Raw genomic sequence first — 16,030 nt, 5'->3', positions numbered from 1 at the left:
GCGCGGCGCCCCCTGCCCGTGGTGTTGTCCTGAGAGACGTAGGTGAACACGAAGGTGGAGCAGGGTGCACGATCACAGAACGTATGCAACCCATTGCCGGTGCTTGCGTCAAGTGACGAGGGGCAGTGGCGATCATGCCACTGCCCCTGAGTGTGTCACGAGAGGTGAGAGAGCGTCAGACGAGCCCTGCCGAGTACCGGCCGACCGTCAGCGAGTAGTGCCGCCGGCGTCGGTTCCACCGCCCAGTTCGGCGGCATTGAGGTCGTCGACCTTCTCGGCGCCCAGAACCGCCCCGGTGCTCCGCTTGCTGCGCCGCAGCCTGCCCTCCAGCCAGGAGGCGAAGGACGTGAGGATGAAGTTCAGCACGATGAAGATGACCGCCACCACGATGAAGCTGGGGATGACGTTCGCGTAGTTGGCCGCGAGGGTGCTGCGCGTGTTGAGCAGCTCGGTGAACCCGAGCATCACGCCGCCCAGCGCGGTGTCCTTCACGATGACGACGAGCTGGCTGACGATGGCCGGCAGCATCGCCGTGACGGCCTGCGGCAGCAGAATGCTGCTCATCGTCTGGCTCTTGCGCAGGCCGATCGCCATGGCCGCCTCCGACTGCCCCTTCGGCAGGGAGAGGATGCCCGCGCGGACGACCTCGGCCAGGACCGAGGCGTTGTAGAGCACCAAGCCGGTGACGACCGCGTACAGGGGCCGTTCATCGCTGGGGATGCCGGTGGAGCGGACGTAGAACTCGTTGGCGAACAGCATCAGCAGCAGCACCGGGATGGCCCGGAAGAACTCGACCACCGCACCGGCCGGGACGCGCACCCAGCGGTGGTCCGACATGCGCGCGATGCCGAGGACGGCGCCCAGCGGAAGGGCGATGACCATGGAGAGCGCCGCGGCCTTCAGGGTATCGGCCAGTCCCGGCAGCAGATAGGTCGTCCAGGCCTCTGACGTGGTGAACGGCTTCCACAGGGACCACTTCAGCTGTCCCTTGTCGTCCAGCGTCTGCCACACCCACCACAGCAGCAGCGCGAGCAGGACGAAGAAGACCACCGAGAACAGCACATTGCGCCGCTTGGCCTTCGGCCCGGGGGTGTCATACAGAACGGAAGTCATCGCTTCACCGCCAGTCGCTTGCTCAGCCAGCCGAAGATCAGGCCGGTGGGCAGGGTCAGTACCACGAACCCGAAGGCGAAGACCGCGCCGATGAGCAGCGTCTGAGCCTCGTTCTCGATCATTTCCTTCATCAGGAGGGCGGCTTCCGCCACGCCGATGGTGGCCGCCACGGTGGTGTTCTTGGTCAGCGCGATGAGCACGTTGGCCAGTGGGCCGATGACCGAGCGGAACGCCTGTGGCAGTACCACGAGCCTCAACACCTGGCTGAAGCTGAGCCCGATGGCCCGTGCAGCCTCGGCCTGCCCGACGGGCACGGTGTTGATGCCGGAGCGGATCGCCTCGCAGACGAAGGCGGCCGTGTAGGCGATGAGGCCCAGCACAGCCAGCCGGAAGTACTTGAGCTCGAAGTCATCGGTCGCCCCCATCGTCACGCCGAAGATGTCGGCGAGGCCGAGCGAGGTGAAGACGATGATGACGGTCAGCGGGATGTTGCGGACGATGTTCACGTAGGCGGTGCCGAAACCGCGCATCAGCGGGACGGGGCTGACCCGCATGCCCGCCAGGAGGGTGCCCCAGATCAGGGAACCGATGGCTGAGAAGACGGTGAGCTGAATGGTGACCCAGAAAGCGCCCAGCACGGACGGGTCGTCATATTTTGAAAGAAAGTCGAACACGATCTCCCGCGCTTCCGGGTGGGTGGCGTAGGGGGCGGACGTGGCACGCTGCCGTCAGAGGAGCGACGGCAGCGCGCCTGCGGATCCCCGCAAGGGCTGCGGGGATCCTGCGTCGGCGGAGTCCCGCGTTACTGGACGATCTGGCCGATCTTCGGGGCGGGCTCGTTCTTGTAGTTCGCCGGGCCGAAGTTCTCCTGGACGGCCTTCTCCCACGCGCCGTCGCTGACCATCTTCTCGAGGGCCTTGTTGATCTTGTCGAGGGTCGCCTTGTCGCCCTTCTTGACCCCGATGCCGTAGTTCTCGTTGCTCAGCTTCAGGCCGGCCAGCTTGAACTGACCCTTGTACTGCTCCTGCGCGGCGTAACCCGCGAGGATCGAGTCGTCGGTGGTCAGCGCGTCCACGGCACCGCTCTGCAGGGCGGAGAGGCACTCCGAGTAGCCACCGCGCTCGCTCAGCTGGGCCTTCGGGGCGAAGTCGTCCTTGACGTTCTGCGCCGAGGTCGAACCGGCGACCGAGCACAGCTTCTTCTCGTTGAGGTCCGTGGCCTTGGTGATGTCCGAGTCCTTCTTCACCAGCAGGTCCTGGTGGGCCAGCAGGTACGGACCGGCGAAGTCGACCTTCTGCTTGCGCTCGTCGGTGATCGAGTAGGTGGCCGCGATCATCTTCACGTCGCCGCGGGACAGCGCGTTCTCACGGTCGGCGCTCTTGGTCTCGACCCACTCGATCTGGTTGGGCTCGTAACCCAGTTCCTTGGCCACGTACGTCGCCACGTCCACGTCGAAGCCGGAGAAGGAACCGTCGGGCTCCTTCAGGCCCAGACCGGGCTGGTCGTACTTGATGCCGATCTTGATCTTGTCGCCGCCGCCGGAGCCGGAGCCGTTCGAGTCACCGCCGTCGTCGCCGCCACAGGCAGTGGCAGTGAGAGCGAGGACGAGAGCGGTGGCGGCCGCAGCGGAGACCTTGCGGAGCTTCATTGGGAACATCCTTTGCCGTGAAGAGAAACCGTCGTTGCAGGTGACGCGGACCGTCGCGGGCGCGACGCGCGCCGTCAGTGGTGCAGGATCTTCGACAGGAAGTCCTTGGCGCGGTCGCTGCGCGGATTGCTGAAGAACTGGTCGGGCGCAGCCTCCTCGACGATTCGGCCGTCCGCCATGAACACCACGCGGTTTGCCGCCGATCGTGCGAAACCCATCTCGTGGGTGACGACGATCATGGTCATACCGTCGCGGGCGAGCTGCTGCATGACCTCCAGCACCTCGTTGATCATCTCGGGGTCGAGCGCGGAGGTGGGCTCGTCGAAGAGCATCACCTTCGGCTCCATGGCCAGCGCCCGGGCGATCGCGACACGCTGCTGCTGGCCGCCGGAGAGCTGTGCCGGGTACTTCTCGGCCTGCGCGCCCACGCCGACCCGGTCGAGCAGGGCGCGGGCCCGCTCCTCGGCCGCCTGCTTGTCCTTCTTGCGGACCTTGATCTGGCCGAGCATCACGTTCTCGAGCACGGTCTTGTGCGCGAAGAGGTTGAAGGACTGGAAGACCATGCCGACGTCGGCGCGCAGCTTCGCCAGGGCCTTGCCCTCGGCCGGCAGCGGCTTGCCGTCGATCGTGATCGAGCCGGAGTCGATCGTCTCCAGGCGGTTGATGGTGCGGCACAGCGTGGACTTGCCGGACCCGGACGGTCCGATGACCACGACGACTTCACCGCGGGCGATCGTCAGGTCGATGTCCTGGAGTACGTGCAACGCGCCGAAATGCTTGTTGACGCTCTTCAGGACGACCAGTTCTCCGGTCGCGGCCACATCTTCCTTGGCCACCGATACTTCGGTCATCGCTCTCAGGCTCCGTCCTCCTCGGTTTCGGAGGACAGTAGTAACCCTCTACGACCTGCGTCATTACATCTGAGGGGAATCTGAGCATCACGATCCGATAGCAATCGGACACATGTCGTAGCACTGGGGAGCGGCGCTCATACCAGCCGGGTAACGGAAGCCCTCAGCAACCGGAACCCTCTTGACGCCGTCCTCATCCATCAGCGTGACTGCACAGGGTGCACGCGCGCGCGTGCACGCGTTTTTGTACACACCTAGATCGTACGGCCAGTGAACCGAAGGGGGCCCGGGTGAGACTGCTGCTCGTCGAGGACGACAACCACGTCGCCGCCGCCCTGTCGGCGGTCCTGGCACGGCACGGCTTCGACGTCACGCACGCGCGCAGCGGCGAGGAGGCTCTCCAGGCCCTGGTCCCCGAGGGGGACGGCTTCGGTGTCGTCCTGCTCGACCTGGGCCTGCCCGACCAGGACGGGTACGAGGTCTGCGGCAAGATCCGCAAGCGCACCACCACCCCCGTGATCATGGTGACGGCCCGCTCCGACGTGCGCTCCCGCATCCACGGCCTCAATCTCGGCGCCGACGACTACGTCGTCAAGCCCTACGACACCGGCGAGCTGCTCGCCCGGATCCACGCGGTCAGCCGGCGCACCTCCCACGAGGACACCTCCAGCGGCATCGAGACCGCGCTGCGGCTCGGCCCGGTGCACATCGAGCTGCCCACCCGCCGGGTCAGCGTCGACGGGTCGGTGATCCAGCTGACCCGCAAGGAGTTCGATCTGCTGGCCCTGCTCGCGCAGCGGCCCGGGGTGGTCTTCCGCCGGGAGCAGATCATCAGCGAGGTGTGGCGCACCAGTTGGGAGGGGACCGGGCGCACCCTGGAGGTGCACGTCGCGTCCCTGCGCGCCAAGCTCCGCATGCCCGCCCTCATCGAGACCGTACGCGGGGTCGGCTACCGGCTCGTCGCGCCTGCCGGATAGCGGGGCCGGGTGCGCACTCGTCTGCTCCCGCTGCTCATCGTCCTGATGGCGGCCGTACTGCTCGCCCTCGGCGTGCCGCTCGCGGTCAGCCTGGCGGGCGCCCAGCAGCAGAAGGTCGTCGTCGACCGCATCGACGACACCGCGCGGTTCGCGGCCCTAGCGCAGTTCGTCACGGACTCGCCCGACGGGACCACCGGCGCGTTCGAGAACGAGCGCCTGGCCACGCTCAGCAGTGAACTCCGCAGCTACCACGAGGTCTACGGCATCCGCGCCGGTGTCTTCTACCGCAGCCGCAAGGCCATGGCCAAGGCACCGGCCAGGTGGACCCTGCCGGCGGCGGGCGAGGTGCGCGCCGCCTTCGACGAGGCGCTGCTCAGCCGCCGCAGCCATGACCCGAAGCAGGTGTGGCCCTGGCAGCGCCGCAACCTCGTGGTCGCCTCTCCGGTCATTCGGGACGGTGACGTCGTCGCGGTGGTCGTCACCGACTCCCCGACCGGGCAGATGCGCTCGCGGACGCTGCACGGCTGGCTGGTCATCGGCGCGGGCGAGTTCGGCGCGATGCTGCTGGCCGTCGGTGCCGCCCTGCGGCTGACCGGCTGGGTGCTCAAGCCCGTGCGGATCCTGGACGCCACCACGCACGACATCGCCACCGGACGGCTGAAGTCCCGGGTCGCCGCGGCCGGCGGTCCACCGGAACTGCAGCGGCTGGCCCGGTCGTTCAACGAGATGGCGGACAACGTCGAGGACGTCCTGGAGCAGCAGCGCGCCTTCGTCGCCGACGCCTCCCACCAGCTGCGCAACCCTCTCGCGGCGCTGCTCCTGCGCATCGAGCTGCTCTCCTTCGAGCTGCCCGAGGGCAACAAGGAGATCGCCTCCGTGCAGGCCGAGGGCAAGCGCCTCGCGCAGGTCCTGGACGACCTGCTGGACCTGGCGCTGGCCGAGCACACCGAGGCGGACCTGAGGATCACGGACGTCGGCGAGCTCGCCGCCGAACGGGTCGCGGCCTGGGCGCCGACCGCCGGGGCCAAGGGGGTGACCCTGGTCGGCGACTGCCCGCCGACGACCGCCTGGGCCGACCCGGTCGCCCTGTCCAGCGCCCTGGACGCGGTCATCGACAACGCGGTGAAGTTCACGCCCGAGGGCGAGACGGTCGAGGTGACGGTCGCCCCGGACGGCGACACCTCCACCGTCGTCGTCACCGACCACGGCCCCGGCCTCACCGACGAGGAACTGGCCCGCGTCGGCGACCGTTTCTGGCGCAGCGGCCGGCACCAGAACATCAAGGGCTCGGGCCTCGGCCTGTCCATCTCGCGGGCGCTGCTCGCGGCGGGCGGCGGCTCGATCGCCTACGACCACCACGAGCCGCACGGCCTGCGGGTGACCGTGCGCGTCCCGAGGTCGGCGCCTACGGCTTGACCGACTGGTAGTAGCGCTGGGCTCCCACGTGCAGCTGCAGCGGGTCGGTGTAGATCGCCGTGCGCACGTCGACCAGCTGGGCGGAGTGGACGGTGGAGCCGATGCCGTCGCGTCGGTCGATCACCGTGCGGGTCAGCCACTCGGTGAGGCGCGGATCCACGTCGCTGCGCGTGACCAGGAGGTTGGACACCGCCAGGGTCGGCACCGGCTTGCCCCGCTGGATCGTGGGGTAGGCCGACTCGGGCATCTTGGTGGCGCGGTAGTACCGGGTGGCACCGCCCTGTTCGTGCAGCTTGGCCACCAGCGTGGCGTCGATCGGCACGAACCGGAAGGCCGACGCCGACTTCTTCGCCAGCCGGCTGAGTCCGTCGGTGGGCAGCCCGCCGGACCAGAAGAAGGCGTCGAGCCCGTGGCCGAGCCGCTTGGGCCCGGTGTCGATGCCGTCCGAGGACGGCTCGATGTCCTTCTCCGGGTCGATGCCCGCCGCCCTGAGCACGCCGTTCGCGATCAGCCGCACACCCGAGTCGGGCAGCCCTATGGCCACGCGCTTGCCCCGCAGGTCCGCGACGGAGCGGATGTCCGAGCCGGGCGGCACGACGAGCTGCACGTAGTCGTCGTAGAGGCGGGCGACGCCGCGCAGCGCGTCGGCGCCCGTGCGGTTGTCGAGCTTGTACGTGGCGACCGCGTCGGCCGCGGCGATCGCGAAGTCGGCGTCGCCGGACGCCACGTCCGCGACGTTCTCCTGCGATCCGGCACTGGTCAGCAGCCGCACGCGCAGGTCGGGCATGTCCTTGACGATCTCGCGGCGCAGGAGTTCGCCGTACTCGTGGTAGACCCCGGCGCGTGTGCCGGTGCCGAAGTCGATCGCCCCGCCCGGCGGCTCCTCGGCCCAGGGGCGCAGCCACCACAGCAGCAGTCCGAGGACCACGAGGGCGGCGGCACCGCCCCGCAGGGCCCGGTGCCGGCCGAAACGGGGGAACGTCCTGGACATGCGGGCGATCCTGCCAGCCTGGGTACCCCCGTGACCAGGGCAGGGGTCACAGCAGGGGGCGGGAGCAGGGAGCGGGCGCAGAGACCGGGCGGTGTGTCAGTGGCGGCCACTACAGTCGCCCCCATGAGCTCCTCGCCCGCTGACCTGGTCCGTGCATTCCACCTGGCCTTCGGCCTGGACGCCCGCAGCACCCCGACGGAGGTCTCCCCGGAACTCGCCGCCCACCGCGGCGAACTCCTCGCGGAGGAGGCCGCGGAGGTCGCCGAGGTGTCGGTGACCGGCCCGCTCGACCGGCTCGCGCACGAACTGGCGGACGTGGTCTACGTCGCGTACGGCACGGCCCTGGTCCACGGCATCGACCTCGACGCGGTGCTCGCCGAGATCCACCGCTCCAACATGACGAAGATCGGCCCGGACGGCTCGGTCTCCCGCCGTGCCGACGGCAAGGTCCTCAAGGGGGAGCACTACGAGGCTCCGGACGTGCTCGGAGTGCTGCGAAAGCAGGGGTGGGAGCCGGGCGGGGGCGTCTGACCCGGGCGGCATCGGGTGTCGGATGGCGGGGGGCTGAACCTCCGAGTGGGGCCGCGCCTCGTGGCCGGTGGCCGCACCTCCGAGTGGGGCCGCGCCTCGTGGCCGGTGGCCGTACCGAGCCCCGGTGCCGGGCCATCAGGCCCGATCGCCCCGCGCGCCAGCCGGGCCGCCCCGGGCGCCAGGCCCGATCACCTCGGCCACCGGGGCCGATCGCCCCGCCCGCCAGCCGGACCGCCCCAGCCGCCGGGCCCGACCTCCTGGGCCATAAGGCGGCCGATCGCCCCGGCCGCCGGGCCCGACCTCCTGGGCCATAAGGCGGCCGACCGCCCCGGCCGCCGGGCCCGATCACCTGGGCCATAAGGCCGACCGCCCGGCCGCCGGGCCCGATCACCTCGGCCACCAGGCCCGACCGCCCCGCCCACCGGCCCGATCGCCCGGCCCCACCTCACTCGGCGACCGGAGCCTCCGTCTCCGCCCCCGTCGCCCGGGGCGTCGGCTCCGGCTCCGGATCCGGCCGGTTCCGCTCACGGCGTCGGCCCCACCAGGTCGCCACCGGCTCCGTGTACCGCGCGGTGAGCGGCCCCAGGACGACCAGGATCAGGACGTACGCCGTGGCCAGCGGGCCGAGGGACGGTTCGATGCCGGCGCCGACCGCAAGACCCGCGATGACGATGGAGAACTCGCCGCGGGCGACCAGCGCACCGCCCGCCCGCCAGCGGCCCTTGACGGAGATCCCGGCCCGCCGGGCCGCCCAGTAACCCGTGGCGATCTTCGTCATCGCGGTGACGACGGCCAGGCCCAGGGCCGGCAGCAGGACGGGCGGGATGCTCGACGGGTCGGTGTGCAGGCCGAAGAAGACGAAGAAGACCGCCGCGAACAGGTCGCGCAGCGGACTCAGCAGCGTGTGCGCGCCCTCCGCAACCTCCCCGGACAGCGCGATGCCCACCAGGAAGGCACCGACCGCCGCCGACACCTGCAGCTGCTGCGCGACGCCCGCGACCAGGATCGTCAGGCCCAGCACGACCAGCAGCAGCTTCTCCGGGTCGTCGCTGGAGACGAACCGCGAGATGACCCGGCCGTAGCGCAGGGCCAGGAACAGCACGAGCCCCGCCGCGCCCAGCGCGATCGCCAGGGTCACGCTGCCGGCCAGCAGCCCGGCGCCCGCGACCAGCGCGGTGACGATCGGCAGGTACACCGCCATCGCCAGGTCCTCCAGCACCAGCACGCTGAGGATCACCGGCGTCTCGCGGTTGCCGACCCGGCCCAGATCGCCGAGCACCTTCGCGATCACGCCGGACGAGGAGATCCAGGTGACACCGGCCAGGACGACCGCGGCCACCGGCCCCCAGCCGAGCAGCAGCGCCACCGCGGCCCCGGGCAGGGCGTTCAGCGCGCAGTCGACCAGACCGGACGGATAGTGCGTCTTGAGGTTGGAGACCAGATCGCTCGCCGTGTACTCCAGGCCGAGCATCAGCAGCAGCAGGATGACGCCGATCTCCGCGCCCGTGGCGACGAACTCCTCGCTCGCGCCCAGCGGCAGCAGCCCGCCCTCGCCGAACGCCAGACCGGCCAGGAGGTACAGCGGTATCGGCGAGAGCCGGAAACGGGCGGCGAACCGGCCGAGCAGGCCGAGGCCGAGAATGATGGAACCGAACTCGATCAGCAGAACCGCGGAGTGCACCGGCTCACTCCCGCCCGAGTATCGTCGCGGCCGCGTCGACGCCCTCGCGCGTGCCCACGACGATCAGCGTGTCCCCACCCGCCAGCCGGAAGTCCGGCGCCGGCGAGGGGATGGCCTCGGCCCGGCGCAGCACCGCCACCACCGACGCGCCCGTGTCCGTCCGCATCCGGGTCTCGCCCAGCACCCGCCCGTTCCAGCGCGAGGTCGCGGCCACCTCGATCCGCTCGGCGACCAGGCCCAGGTCCGTCGTGTACAGCAGGCTCGGGCTGTGGTGGGACGGCTTCAGCGCGTCGATCAGCGAGCCCGCCTCGGAGCTGGTCAGCCGCAGGGACTGCGCGCAGGAGTCGGGATCGTCGGACCGGTACACGTTCACCGTGCGCGTACCGTCGCGGTGCGCGACCACCGACAGATGCCGGTGTTCGCGGGTCTCCAGGTCGTACTGGACCCCGATGCCCGGCAGCGGCGTCGCCCTCAGGCGCGGAGCTGACACGTTTCTTCCCTTTGTTCGTCCGACTGGGTGGTGCCTGTGTCCGTGTCCTGAGCGGTGCCGTGAGCAGTGCCGATCGACGGACGGGCCACATCCGCATGCTGCCATCCGGCCGTACGGTGGCGACATGGGTGTCGTGACGGATATACGCAACGGCCGGCCGCCGGAGAGACTGGCCGGGGAGGTGTCGGACGCGAGCGCCGGAAGGAGCGGAGCCAGGAACGTGTCGCTGTTCTGGCGGATCTTCTCGCTCAACGCGGCCGGTCTGGTGGTGGCCACCGCGCTGCTGCTCGGCCCGGTCACCGTCTCCACCCCCGTCCTGGCCGGAGAGGCGCTCGTCCTGCTCGGCGGTCTGGCGCTGCTGCTGATCGGCAACGCGCTCGTCCTGCGCTTCGGGCTGGTGCCCCTGCAGCGGCTGGACCGCGCCATGGCCACTGCGGACCTGCTGCGCCCCGGCTCCCGCCCGGTGGTCGGCGGCCCGGCGGAGACGGCCGGGCTGATCACGACGTACAACACGATGCTCGACCGGCTGGAGGCCGAGCGGGCCGCGGGCGCCGCCCGCGCGCTGTCCGCGCAGGAGAGCGAACGGCACCGCATCGCGCGGGAGCTCCACGACGAGGTCGGGCAGACCCTGACCGCCGTCCTGCTCCAGCTCAAGCGCGTCGCCGACCGGGCCCCCGACGGACTGCGCGAGGAGGTCGGCCAGGCGCAGGAGGCGACCCGGGCCGGCCTGGACGAGATCCGCCGGATCGCCCGCCGGCTGCGCCCGGGTGTCCTGGAGGAGCTGGGCCTGGCCAGCGCCCTGCGCTCGCTCGCCGCCGAGTTCACCACGCACGGCCTGACCGTGCGTCACCACATCACCGGCGACCTGCCCGCCCTGACCCCGGAAGCGGAACTCGTCGTCTACCGGGTGGCCCAGGAGGGCCTGACCAACACGGCCCGGCACGCCGGCGCCGACCGCGCCGAACTCCGCCTCCGGCCCGTCCCGGGCGGCGTCGAACTCCTCGTCCGCGACAACGGCACGGGCCTCGGCACCGCCGCCGAGGGCTCCGGCATCACCGGCATGCGCGAACGCGCCCTCCTGGTCGGCGCCGCCCTCACCCTCGGACCGGCCCCGGACGGCGGCACCGACGTACGGCTGCGCCTGCCGGCGCCGGAAGGAGCACGCCGATGAGCACCCCGGCGACCACCCCGATCCGCGTTCTGCTCGCCGACGACCACACCCTGGTGCGCCGGGGCGTGCGCCTCATCCTGGACGGCGAGCCGGACCTGGCGGTCGTCGCCGAGGCCGGAGACGGCGCCGAGGCCGTCGCCAAGGCCCGGGAGACCCCCGTCGACCTGGCCGTCCTCGACGTAGCCATGCCCCGCATGACCGGCCTCCAGGCCGCCAGGGAACTCTCCCGCCGGCTGCCCGACCTGCACATCCTCATCCTGACGATGTACGACAACGAGGAGTACTTCTTCGAGGCGCTCAGGGCCGGGGCCAGCGGCTACGTCCTCAAGTCGGTCGCCGACCGCGACCTGGTCGAGGCGTGCCGGGCGGCCGTGCGGGACGAACCGTTCATCTACCCGGGCGCCGAGCGGGCCCTGGTCCGCTCCTATCTGGAGCGCCTCCACCGGGGCGACGGCCTGCCGGAACGGGCCATCACCGAACGCGAGGAGGAGATCCTCAAGCTGGTCGCCGAGGGGCACACCTCCAAGGAGATCGGCGAACTCCTCTTCATCAGCGCCAAGACCGTCGAACGCCACCGCGCCAACCTGCTGCAGAAGCTCGGCATGCGCGACCGGCTGGAGCTGACCAGGTACGCCATCAGGGCCGGGCTCATCGAGCCGTGAGCCCAGGGGCGGGGTTGTCCACAGGCGGCCGACCCACTGACGCCGACCGCCTACCCTTGTCCCCATGAGCAGCATCGACCGGAGCCAGTCAGTGGGCGGCACGCGCACGTACGAGGTACGCACCTACGGGTGCCAGATGAACGTCCACGACTCCGAGCGATTGTCCGGACTGCTGGAGGACGCGGGCTACGTCCGCGCCCCCGAGGGTGCCGACGGCGAGGCCGACGTCGTGGTCTTCAACACCTGCGCGGTCCGGGAGAACGCCGACAACAAGCTGTACGGCAACCTCGGCCACCTCGCGCCGAAGAAGGCCGCCCGCCCCGGCATGCAGATCGCCGTCGGCGGCTGCCTGGCGCAGAAGGACCGGGACACCATCGTGAAGAGGGCGCCCTGGGTGGACGTCGTCTTCGGCACGCACAACATCGGCAAGCTCCCGGTCCTGCTGGAGCGCGCCCGCGTGCAGGAGGAGGCGCAGGTCGAGATCGCCGAGTCGCTGGAGGCGTTCCCCTCGACGCTGCCCACGCGCCGCGAGAGCGCCTACGCGGCCTGGGTCTCCATCTCCGTCGGCTGCAACAACACCTGCACGTTCTGCATCGTCCCCGCCCTGCGCGGCAAGGAGAAGGACCGCCGGCCCGGCGACATCCTCGCCGAGATCGAGGCCCTGGTCGCCGAGGGCGTCTCCGAGATCACCCTGCTCGGGCAGAACGTCAACGCGTACGGCTCCGACATCGGCGACCGCGAGGCCTTCAGCAAGCTGCTGCGGGCCTGCGGGAAGATCGACGGCCTGGAGCGGGTCCGCTTCACCTCGCCCCACCCGCGCGACTTCACCGACGACGTCATCGCCGCCATGGCCGAGACGCCCAACGTGATGCCGCAGCTGCACATGCCGCTGCAGTCCGGCTCCGACCCGGTCCTGAAGGCGATGCGCCGCTCCTACCGCCAGGAGCGCTTCCTCGGGATCATCGAGAAGGTCCGCGCCGCCATCCCGCACGCCGCGATCAGCACGGACATCATCGTGGGCTTCCCCGGTGAGACCGAGGACGACTTCGAGCAGACGCTGCACGTGGTCCGCGAGGCCCGTTTCGCCCAGGCCTTCACCTTCCAGTACTCCAAGCGCCCCGGCACCCCGGCCGCGGAGATGGACGGCCAGATCCCGAAGAAGGTCGTCCAGGAGCGCTACGAGCGCCTGGTCGCGCTCCAGGAGAAGATCTCCTGGGAGGAGAACAAGAAGCAGGTCGGCCGCACGCTGGAGCTGATGGTCGCCGAGGGCGAGGGCCGCAAGGACGACACCACGCACCGCCTGTCCGGCCGCGCCCCCGACAACCGCCTCGTCCACTTCACCAAGCCGGACCAGGAGGTCCGCCCCGGCGACGTCGTCACGGTGGAGATCACCTACGCCGCCCCGCACCACCTGCTCGCCGAGGGGCCCGTCCTCGACGTGCGCCGCACCCGCGCGGGCGACGCGTGGGAGAAGCGCAACGCCGAGAAGGCTTCGAAGGCGTCCCAGCCGACGGGCGTCCTGCTCGGCCTGCCCAGGATCGGCGTCCCCGAGCCGCTGCCGGTGGCGGCGAGCGGCTGCGGCTGCGACTGAGCCCGGGGCACCGCCGCCCGCGCACGGCGACAGGCATCGGTGAGGGTTACCCTGCCGATCATGCTTGTCGCCGCCGCCGTCTGCCCCTGCCCGCCCCTGCTGGTCCCCGAGGTCGCCGCGGGTGCCGCTCCGGAACTGGACGCCGCGCGAGCCGCCTGCACGGACGCGCTGGGCGTGCTCGCCGCCGCCCGTCCTGACCGGCTGGTGGTGGTCGGACCGGACGACACCCCGGGGCCCCAGGCGTACCCGCAGGGCACCGGCGGGTCGTTCCGGGGCTTCGGCGTCGACCTGGGCGTACGGCTGGGACCGGCCGGGGCGGCGGACCCGGCCCGGCGGCTGCCGTACTCCCTGACGGTCGCCGCCTGGCTGCTGGAGCGGACCGGCTGGTCCGACGTCCCGGTCGAGGGCATCGGCGTGGGGGAGGAGCTCGCCCCCGAGGACTGCGCCCGAACCGGGCGGGACCTCGCGGCCGGTGCCGAGCGGCTCGCCCTGCTGGTGATGGGCGACGCGAGTGCGTGCCGGACGCTCAAGGCCCCGGGCTATCTCGACGAGCGGGCGGCCCCCTTCGACGCCGGGGTGGGGCGCGCGCTGGGCGCCGCGGACCTGCCGGCCCTGATGGCGCTGGACACCGGCCTCGCCCGCGAGCTGCAGGTGTCCGGCCGGGCCCCCTGGCAGGTCCTCGCAGGCGCGGCCGAGGGTGCCGGACTCGGGGGAGCATTGCTGTTCGAGGATGCGCCGTACGGCGTGGGATACGCCGTCGCCGCCTGGTCGTAGGCCGCACGCGGGCTCGGCTGCGGCCCTTGAAACGCCGGACGGCCGGGAGCCGATGCTCCACGGCCGTCCGGCGATGTGCCCTTCGGTGCGCTCTTCGATGTGCCCTTCTGGGTGCCGCCCCTCGGTGTGCCGACGCGCGGGTCAGGAAGTGGGCGGTGGCACGTCGTCCGGCGGCATGGTGCCGTCCGTCTCCCGCGGGGGTGCCGTACGGCCCGGGTCAGGCGGTGGGGCCGCCGCACCTGGAGGCGGATTCGCCGCACTCGGAGGCGGGGGCGCCGCACCAGGTGGGGAGGCGGCCGGGCCTGTTGCCCGAGTGGCCGTGGCCGTGTCCGCGGTCGGGGTGGCAGCACCCGGCGTCGGGGTGGCAGCACCGTGCGGTGGGGGCGTGCCGCCCGCTTCCGGTCCGACGTCGTGCGTGTGCCCGTGCGCGAGCCGGTCCACGGCGTGCTTGGCCTTGCCCGTGCCCGTCTGGATCCGGTGGCTGTACTTGCCCTTGGTCCTCTTGTCGACGACGTGGGCGGCCTTGTCGAGACCGTGCTGGATCTTGTCCTCGTGCCGGTGCGCGAGGTGCGAGACCTTGTCCTTCGCCGGGCCCAGCCTGGCCTTCACACTGCTCAGAAGACCCATGGTTCACCTTCCCTCGCGCGGGGCGGTCACGTACGGGCGCTGTCCCCGGCCTCGTTGTCGGCCGCCTTGTCGGTGGACTGCTGCTTGGGGATGTCGACGCCTTCGCTCTCGGTGCCCTTGGCGCTCTCGGCGCCCTCGGAGCCCTTGACCGCCGGCTCGGCGGCCTCCGGCGTCCCCTCGGCCGCCTTCACCTCGGCGGTCGACGCCGCCTCCGCCGCCTCGGACCCGGCCTGTGCCGTGTCACTCCCGGCCTCGGCGGCAGCTTCCTCCGTGGCCTTGGACCGCCGGAGAAGTCGTGCAAAAACGCCCATATCCACTCCATACGTTACTCGTGCGGGCGAAATCCCGCGTCGCCCGGTGCGTCCGTTTGCGCGGCCCGGGCCACCGCCTCTGCGATCCGGCGGCAGGAACCTCGCAACGGGCAACGACCCCGCGGCCGTGGCGTCACGTAACTCGTTCGAGAGAGGGGTCCGAGGTTTGGGAGACTGGGTCGGTGAGCAGCGCACCCCCCGCCCCCCGCGTCATCGCCGTCGTCGGACCGACTGCGGCCGGAAAGTCCGATCTGGGCGTCTTCCTGGCCCAGCGACTCGGCGGCGAGGTCGTCAACGCCGACTCCATGCAGCTCTACCGAGGGATGGACATCGGCACCGCCAAGCTGACGCCCGAGGAACGCGGCGAAGTGCCGCACCACCTCCTGGACATCTGGGACGTGACCGTCACGGCGTCCGTCGCCGAGTACCAGCGCCTGGCCCGCGCGCGCATCGACGCGCTGCTCGCCGAGGGTCGCTGGCCGATCCTGGTCGGCGGCTCGGGGCTGTACGTCCGCGGGGCCGTCGACAACCTGGAGTTCCCCGGGACCGACCCCGAGGTCCGCGCCCGCCTGGAGGAGGAACTCACCCTCCGCGGCTCCGGCGCGCTGCACGCCCGCCTGGCCGCCGCCGATCCCCAGGCGGCCCGTGCCATCCTGCCGAGCAACGGACGCCGGGTCGTGCGGGCCCTGGAGGTGATCGAGATCACTGGCAAGCCCTTCACCGCCAACCTTCCCGGCCACGACTCGGTCTACGACACGCTCCAGATCGGCGTCGACGTGGCCCGTCCCGAGCTGGACGAGCGCATCGCACGCCGGGTCGACCGGATGTGGGACGCCGGACTCGTGGACGAGGTGCGGGCACTGGAGGCGCAGGGGTTGCGCGAAGGGCGTACGGCCTCGCGCGCGCTCGGCTACCAGCAGGTCCTCGCGGCGCTCGCCGGGGAGTGCACCATGGAAGAGGCACGGACCGAGACCGTGCGTGCCACCAAACGCTTCGCGCGCCGTCAGGATTCATGGTTCAGGCGCGATCCGCGGGTGCACTGGTTGAGTGGGGCGGCAGCCGATCTGGCGGAACTTCCGCAGCTCGCGCTGTCCTTGGTCGAACGACCGGTTACAGCCTGATCACGTCATGGCATCGGGACGCCCAGGCCGTCATCCGGTCCTTCGGCGGCGTGCCATCATCGAGCTTCGATCGAC

The 16,030-nt window shown here is 71.2% G+C and carries 17 protein-coding genes; 8 read left to right on the top strand and 9 right to left on the bottom strand.

All coding sequences use genetic code 11. The features are described from left to right. Positions 1-207: 207 nt before the first annotated feature. The 4 genes from ACPXCS_RS09550 to ACPXCS_RS09535 form a co-directional block, all read right to left on the bottom strand. Complete coding sequence (locus ACPXCS_RS09550; RefSeq protein ID WP_425944933.1) at positions 208-1,113, bottom strand: amino acid ABC transporter permease; 906 nt, start codon at positions 1,111-1,113, stop codon at positions 208-210. After that, complete coding sequence (locus ACPXCS_RS09545; protein WP_425944932.1) at positions 1,110-1,787, bottom strand: amino acid ABC transporter permease; 678 nt, start codon at positions 1,785-1,787, stop codon at positions 1,110-1,112. The genes ACPXCS_RS09550 and ACPXCS_RS09545 overlap by 4 nt, the downstream gene beginning before the upstream one ends. A gap of 128 nt (positions 1,788-1,915) precedes the next feature. Next, entirely contained in the window at positions 1,916-2,761 is an 846-nt protein-coding gene (locus ACPXCS_RS09540; protein ID WP_425944931.1) for a glutamate ABC transporter substrate-binding protein, read from the bottom strand. A 74-nt stretch (positions 2,762-2,835) separates the two neighbouring features. Beyond that, a complete protein-coding gene (locus tag ACPXCS_RS09535; RefSeq protein WP_094053832.1) occupies positions 2,836-3,612 on the bottom strand; it encodes an amino acid ABC transporter ATP-binding protein in 777 nt (258 codons plus the stop codon). 290 nt (positions 3,613-3,902) lie between these two features. Between ACPXCS_RS09535 and ACPXCS_RS09530 the strand changes: the two genes are divergently transcribed. Both ACPXCS_RS09530 and ACPXCS_RS09525 read left to right on the top strand, forming a co-directional pair. After that, complete coding sequence (locus tag ACPXCS_RS09530; protein ID WP_425944930.1) at positions 3,903-4,589, top strand: response regulator transcription factor; 687 nt, start codon at positions 3,903-3,905, stop codon at positions 4,587-4,589. Between the two features lie 9 nt (positions 4,590-4,598). Next, complete coding sequence (locus ACPXCS_RS09525; protein WP_425944929.1) at positions 4,599-6,005, top strand: ATP-binding protein; 1,407 nt, start codon at positions 4,599-4,601, stop codon at positions 6,003-6,005. Here the strand turns inward: ACPXCS_RS09525 and ACPXCS_RS09520 are convergent. Next, positions 5,995-6,996: a TAXI family TRAP transporter solute-binding subunit gene (locus tag ACPXCS_RS09520; RefSeq protein ID WP_425944928.1), complete on the bottom strand. Its 1,002-nt coding sequence runs from the start codon at positions 6,994-6,996 to the stop codon at positions 5,995-5,997. The genes ACPXCS_RS09525 and ACPXCS_RS09520 overlap by 11 nt on opposite strands. 123 nt (positions 6,997-7,119) lie before the next feature. Between ACPXCS_RS09520 and ACPXCS_RS09515 the strand changes: the two genes are divergently transcribed. Further along, a complete protein-coding gene (locus tag ACPXCS_RS09515) occupies positions 7,120-7,527 on the top strand; it encodes a MazG nucleotide pyrophosphohydrolase domain-containing protein (protein ID WP_425944927.1) in 408 nt (135 codons plus the stop codon). Positions 7,528-7,972: 445 nt separating this feature from the next. Here the strand turns inward: ACPXCS_RS09515 and ACPXCS_RS09510 are convergent, their stop codons facing one another. Both ACPXCS_RS09510 and ACPXCS_RS09505 read right to left on the bottom strand, forming a co-directional pair. Then, complete coding sequence (locus tag ACPXCS_RS09510) at positions 7,973-9,208, bottom strand: cation:proton antiporter (RefSeq protein ID WP_425944926.1); 1,236 nt, start codon at positions 9,206-9,208, stop codon at positions 7,973-7,975. Positions 9,209-9,212: 4 nt separating this feature from the next. Next, positions 9,213-9,698 carry a cation:proton antiporter regulatory subunit gene (locus ACPXCS_RS09505; protein WP_365093646.1) on the bottom strand — a complete coding sequence of 162 codons (486 nt, stop codon included), beginning with the start codon at positions 9,696-9,698 and terminating at the stop codon, positions 9,213-9,215. Positions 9,699-9,822: 124 nt separating this feature from the next. On the opposite strand from ACPXCS_RS09505, the gene ACPXCS_RS09500 reads away from it, so the two are divergent. The 4 genes from ACPXCS_RS09500 to ACPXCS_RS09485 all read left to right on the top strand — a co-directional run bounded on the left by ACPXCS_RS09500 (position 9,823) and on the right by ACPXCS_RS09485 (position 13,896). Next, the gene (locus tag ACPXCS_RS09500) at positions 9,823-10,869 is read left to right on the top strand and encodes a sensor histidine kinase (protein ID WP_425944925.1); all 1,047 of its coding nucleotides are present in this window, start codon (positions 9,823-9,825) and stop codon (positions 10,867-10,869) included. Further along, entirely contained in the window at positions 10,866-11,531 is a 666-nt protein-coding gene (locus ACPXCS_RS09495; RefSeq protein ID WP_425944924.1) for a response regulator, read from the top strand. Before ACPXCS_RS09500 ends, ACPXCS_RS09495 begins: the two co-directional genes overlap by 4 nt. Before the next feature lie 64 nt (positions 11,532-11,595). Then, positions 11,596-13,122: a tRNA (N6-isopentenyl adenosine(37)-C2)-methylthiotransferase MiaB gene (gene miaB, locus ACPXCS_RS09490; protein WP_425944923.1), complete on the top strand. Its 1,527-nt coding sequence runs from the start codon at positions 11,596-11,598 to the stop codon at positions 13,120-13,122. 60 nt (positions 13,123-13,182) lie between these two features. Further along, a complete protein-coding gene (locus ACPXCS_RS09485) occupies positions 13,183-13,896 on the top strand; it encodes a class III extradiol dioxygenase subunit B-like domain-containing protein (RefSeq protein WP_425944922.1) in 714 nt (237 codons plus the stop codon). A gap of 141 nt (positions 13,897-14,037) precedes the next feature. Here ACPXCS_RS09485 and ACPXCS_RS09480 read toward each other — a convergent pair whose 3' ends face one another. Both ACPXCS_RS09480 and ACPXCS_RS09475 read right to left on the bottom strand, forming a co-directional pair. Beyond that, positions 14,038-14,523 carry an antitoxin gene (locus ACPXCS_RS09480; protein WP_425944921.1) on the bottom strand — a complete coding sequence of 162 codons (486 nt, stop codon included), beginning with the start codon at positions 14,521-14,523 and terminating at the stop codon, positions 14,038-14,040. A gap of 26 nt (positions 14,524-14,549) precedes the next feature. Then, a complete protein-coding gene (locus ACPXCS_RS09475) occupies positions 14,550-14,834 on the bottom strand; it encodes a hypothetical protein (RefSeq protein ID WP_425944920.1) in 285 nt (94 codons plus the stop codon). 182 nt (positions 14,835-15,016) lie between these two features. Here ACPXCS_RS09475 and miaA point away from each other — a divergent pair, with 182 nt between their 5' ends. Then, complete coding sequence (gene miaA / locus ACPXCS_RS09470) at positions 15,017-15,955, top strand: tRNA (adenosine(37)-N6)-dimethylallyltransferase MiaA (protein WP_425944919.1); 939 nt, start codon at positions 15,017-15,019, stop codon at positions 15,953-15,955. Positions 15,956-16,030 lie beyond the last annotated feature (75 nt).

The sequence above is a fragment of the Streptomyces sp. DT190 genome, assembly GCF_049846985.1.
In the GTDB taxonomy this organism is placed as follows: domain Bacteria; phylum Actinomycetota; class Actinomycetes; order Streptomycetales; family Streptomycetaceae; genus Streptomyces.
The sequence above is the reverse complement of the archived record's forward strand: the minus strand, read 5'-3'. Positions and strand labels throughout refer to the sequence as shown.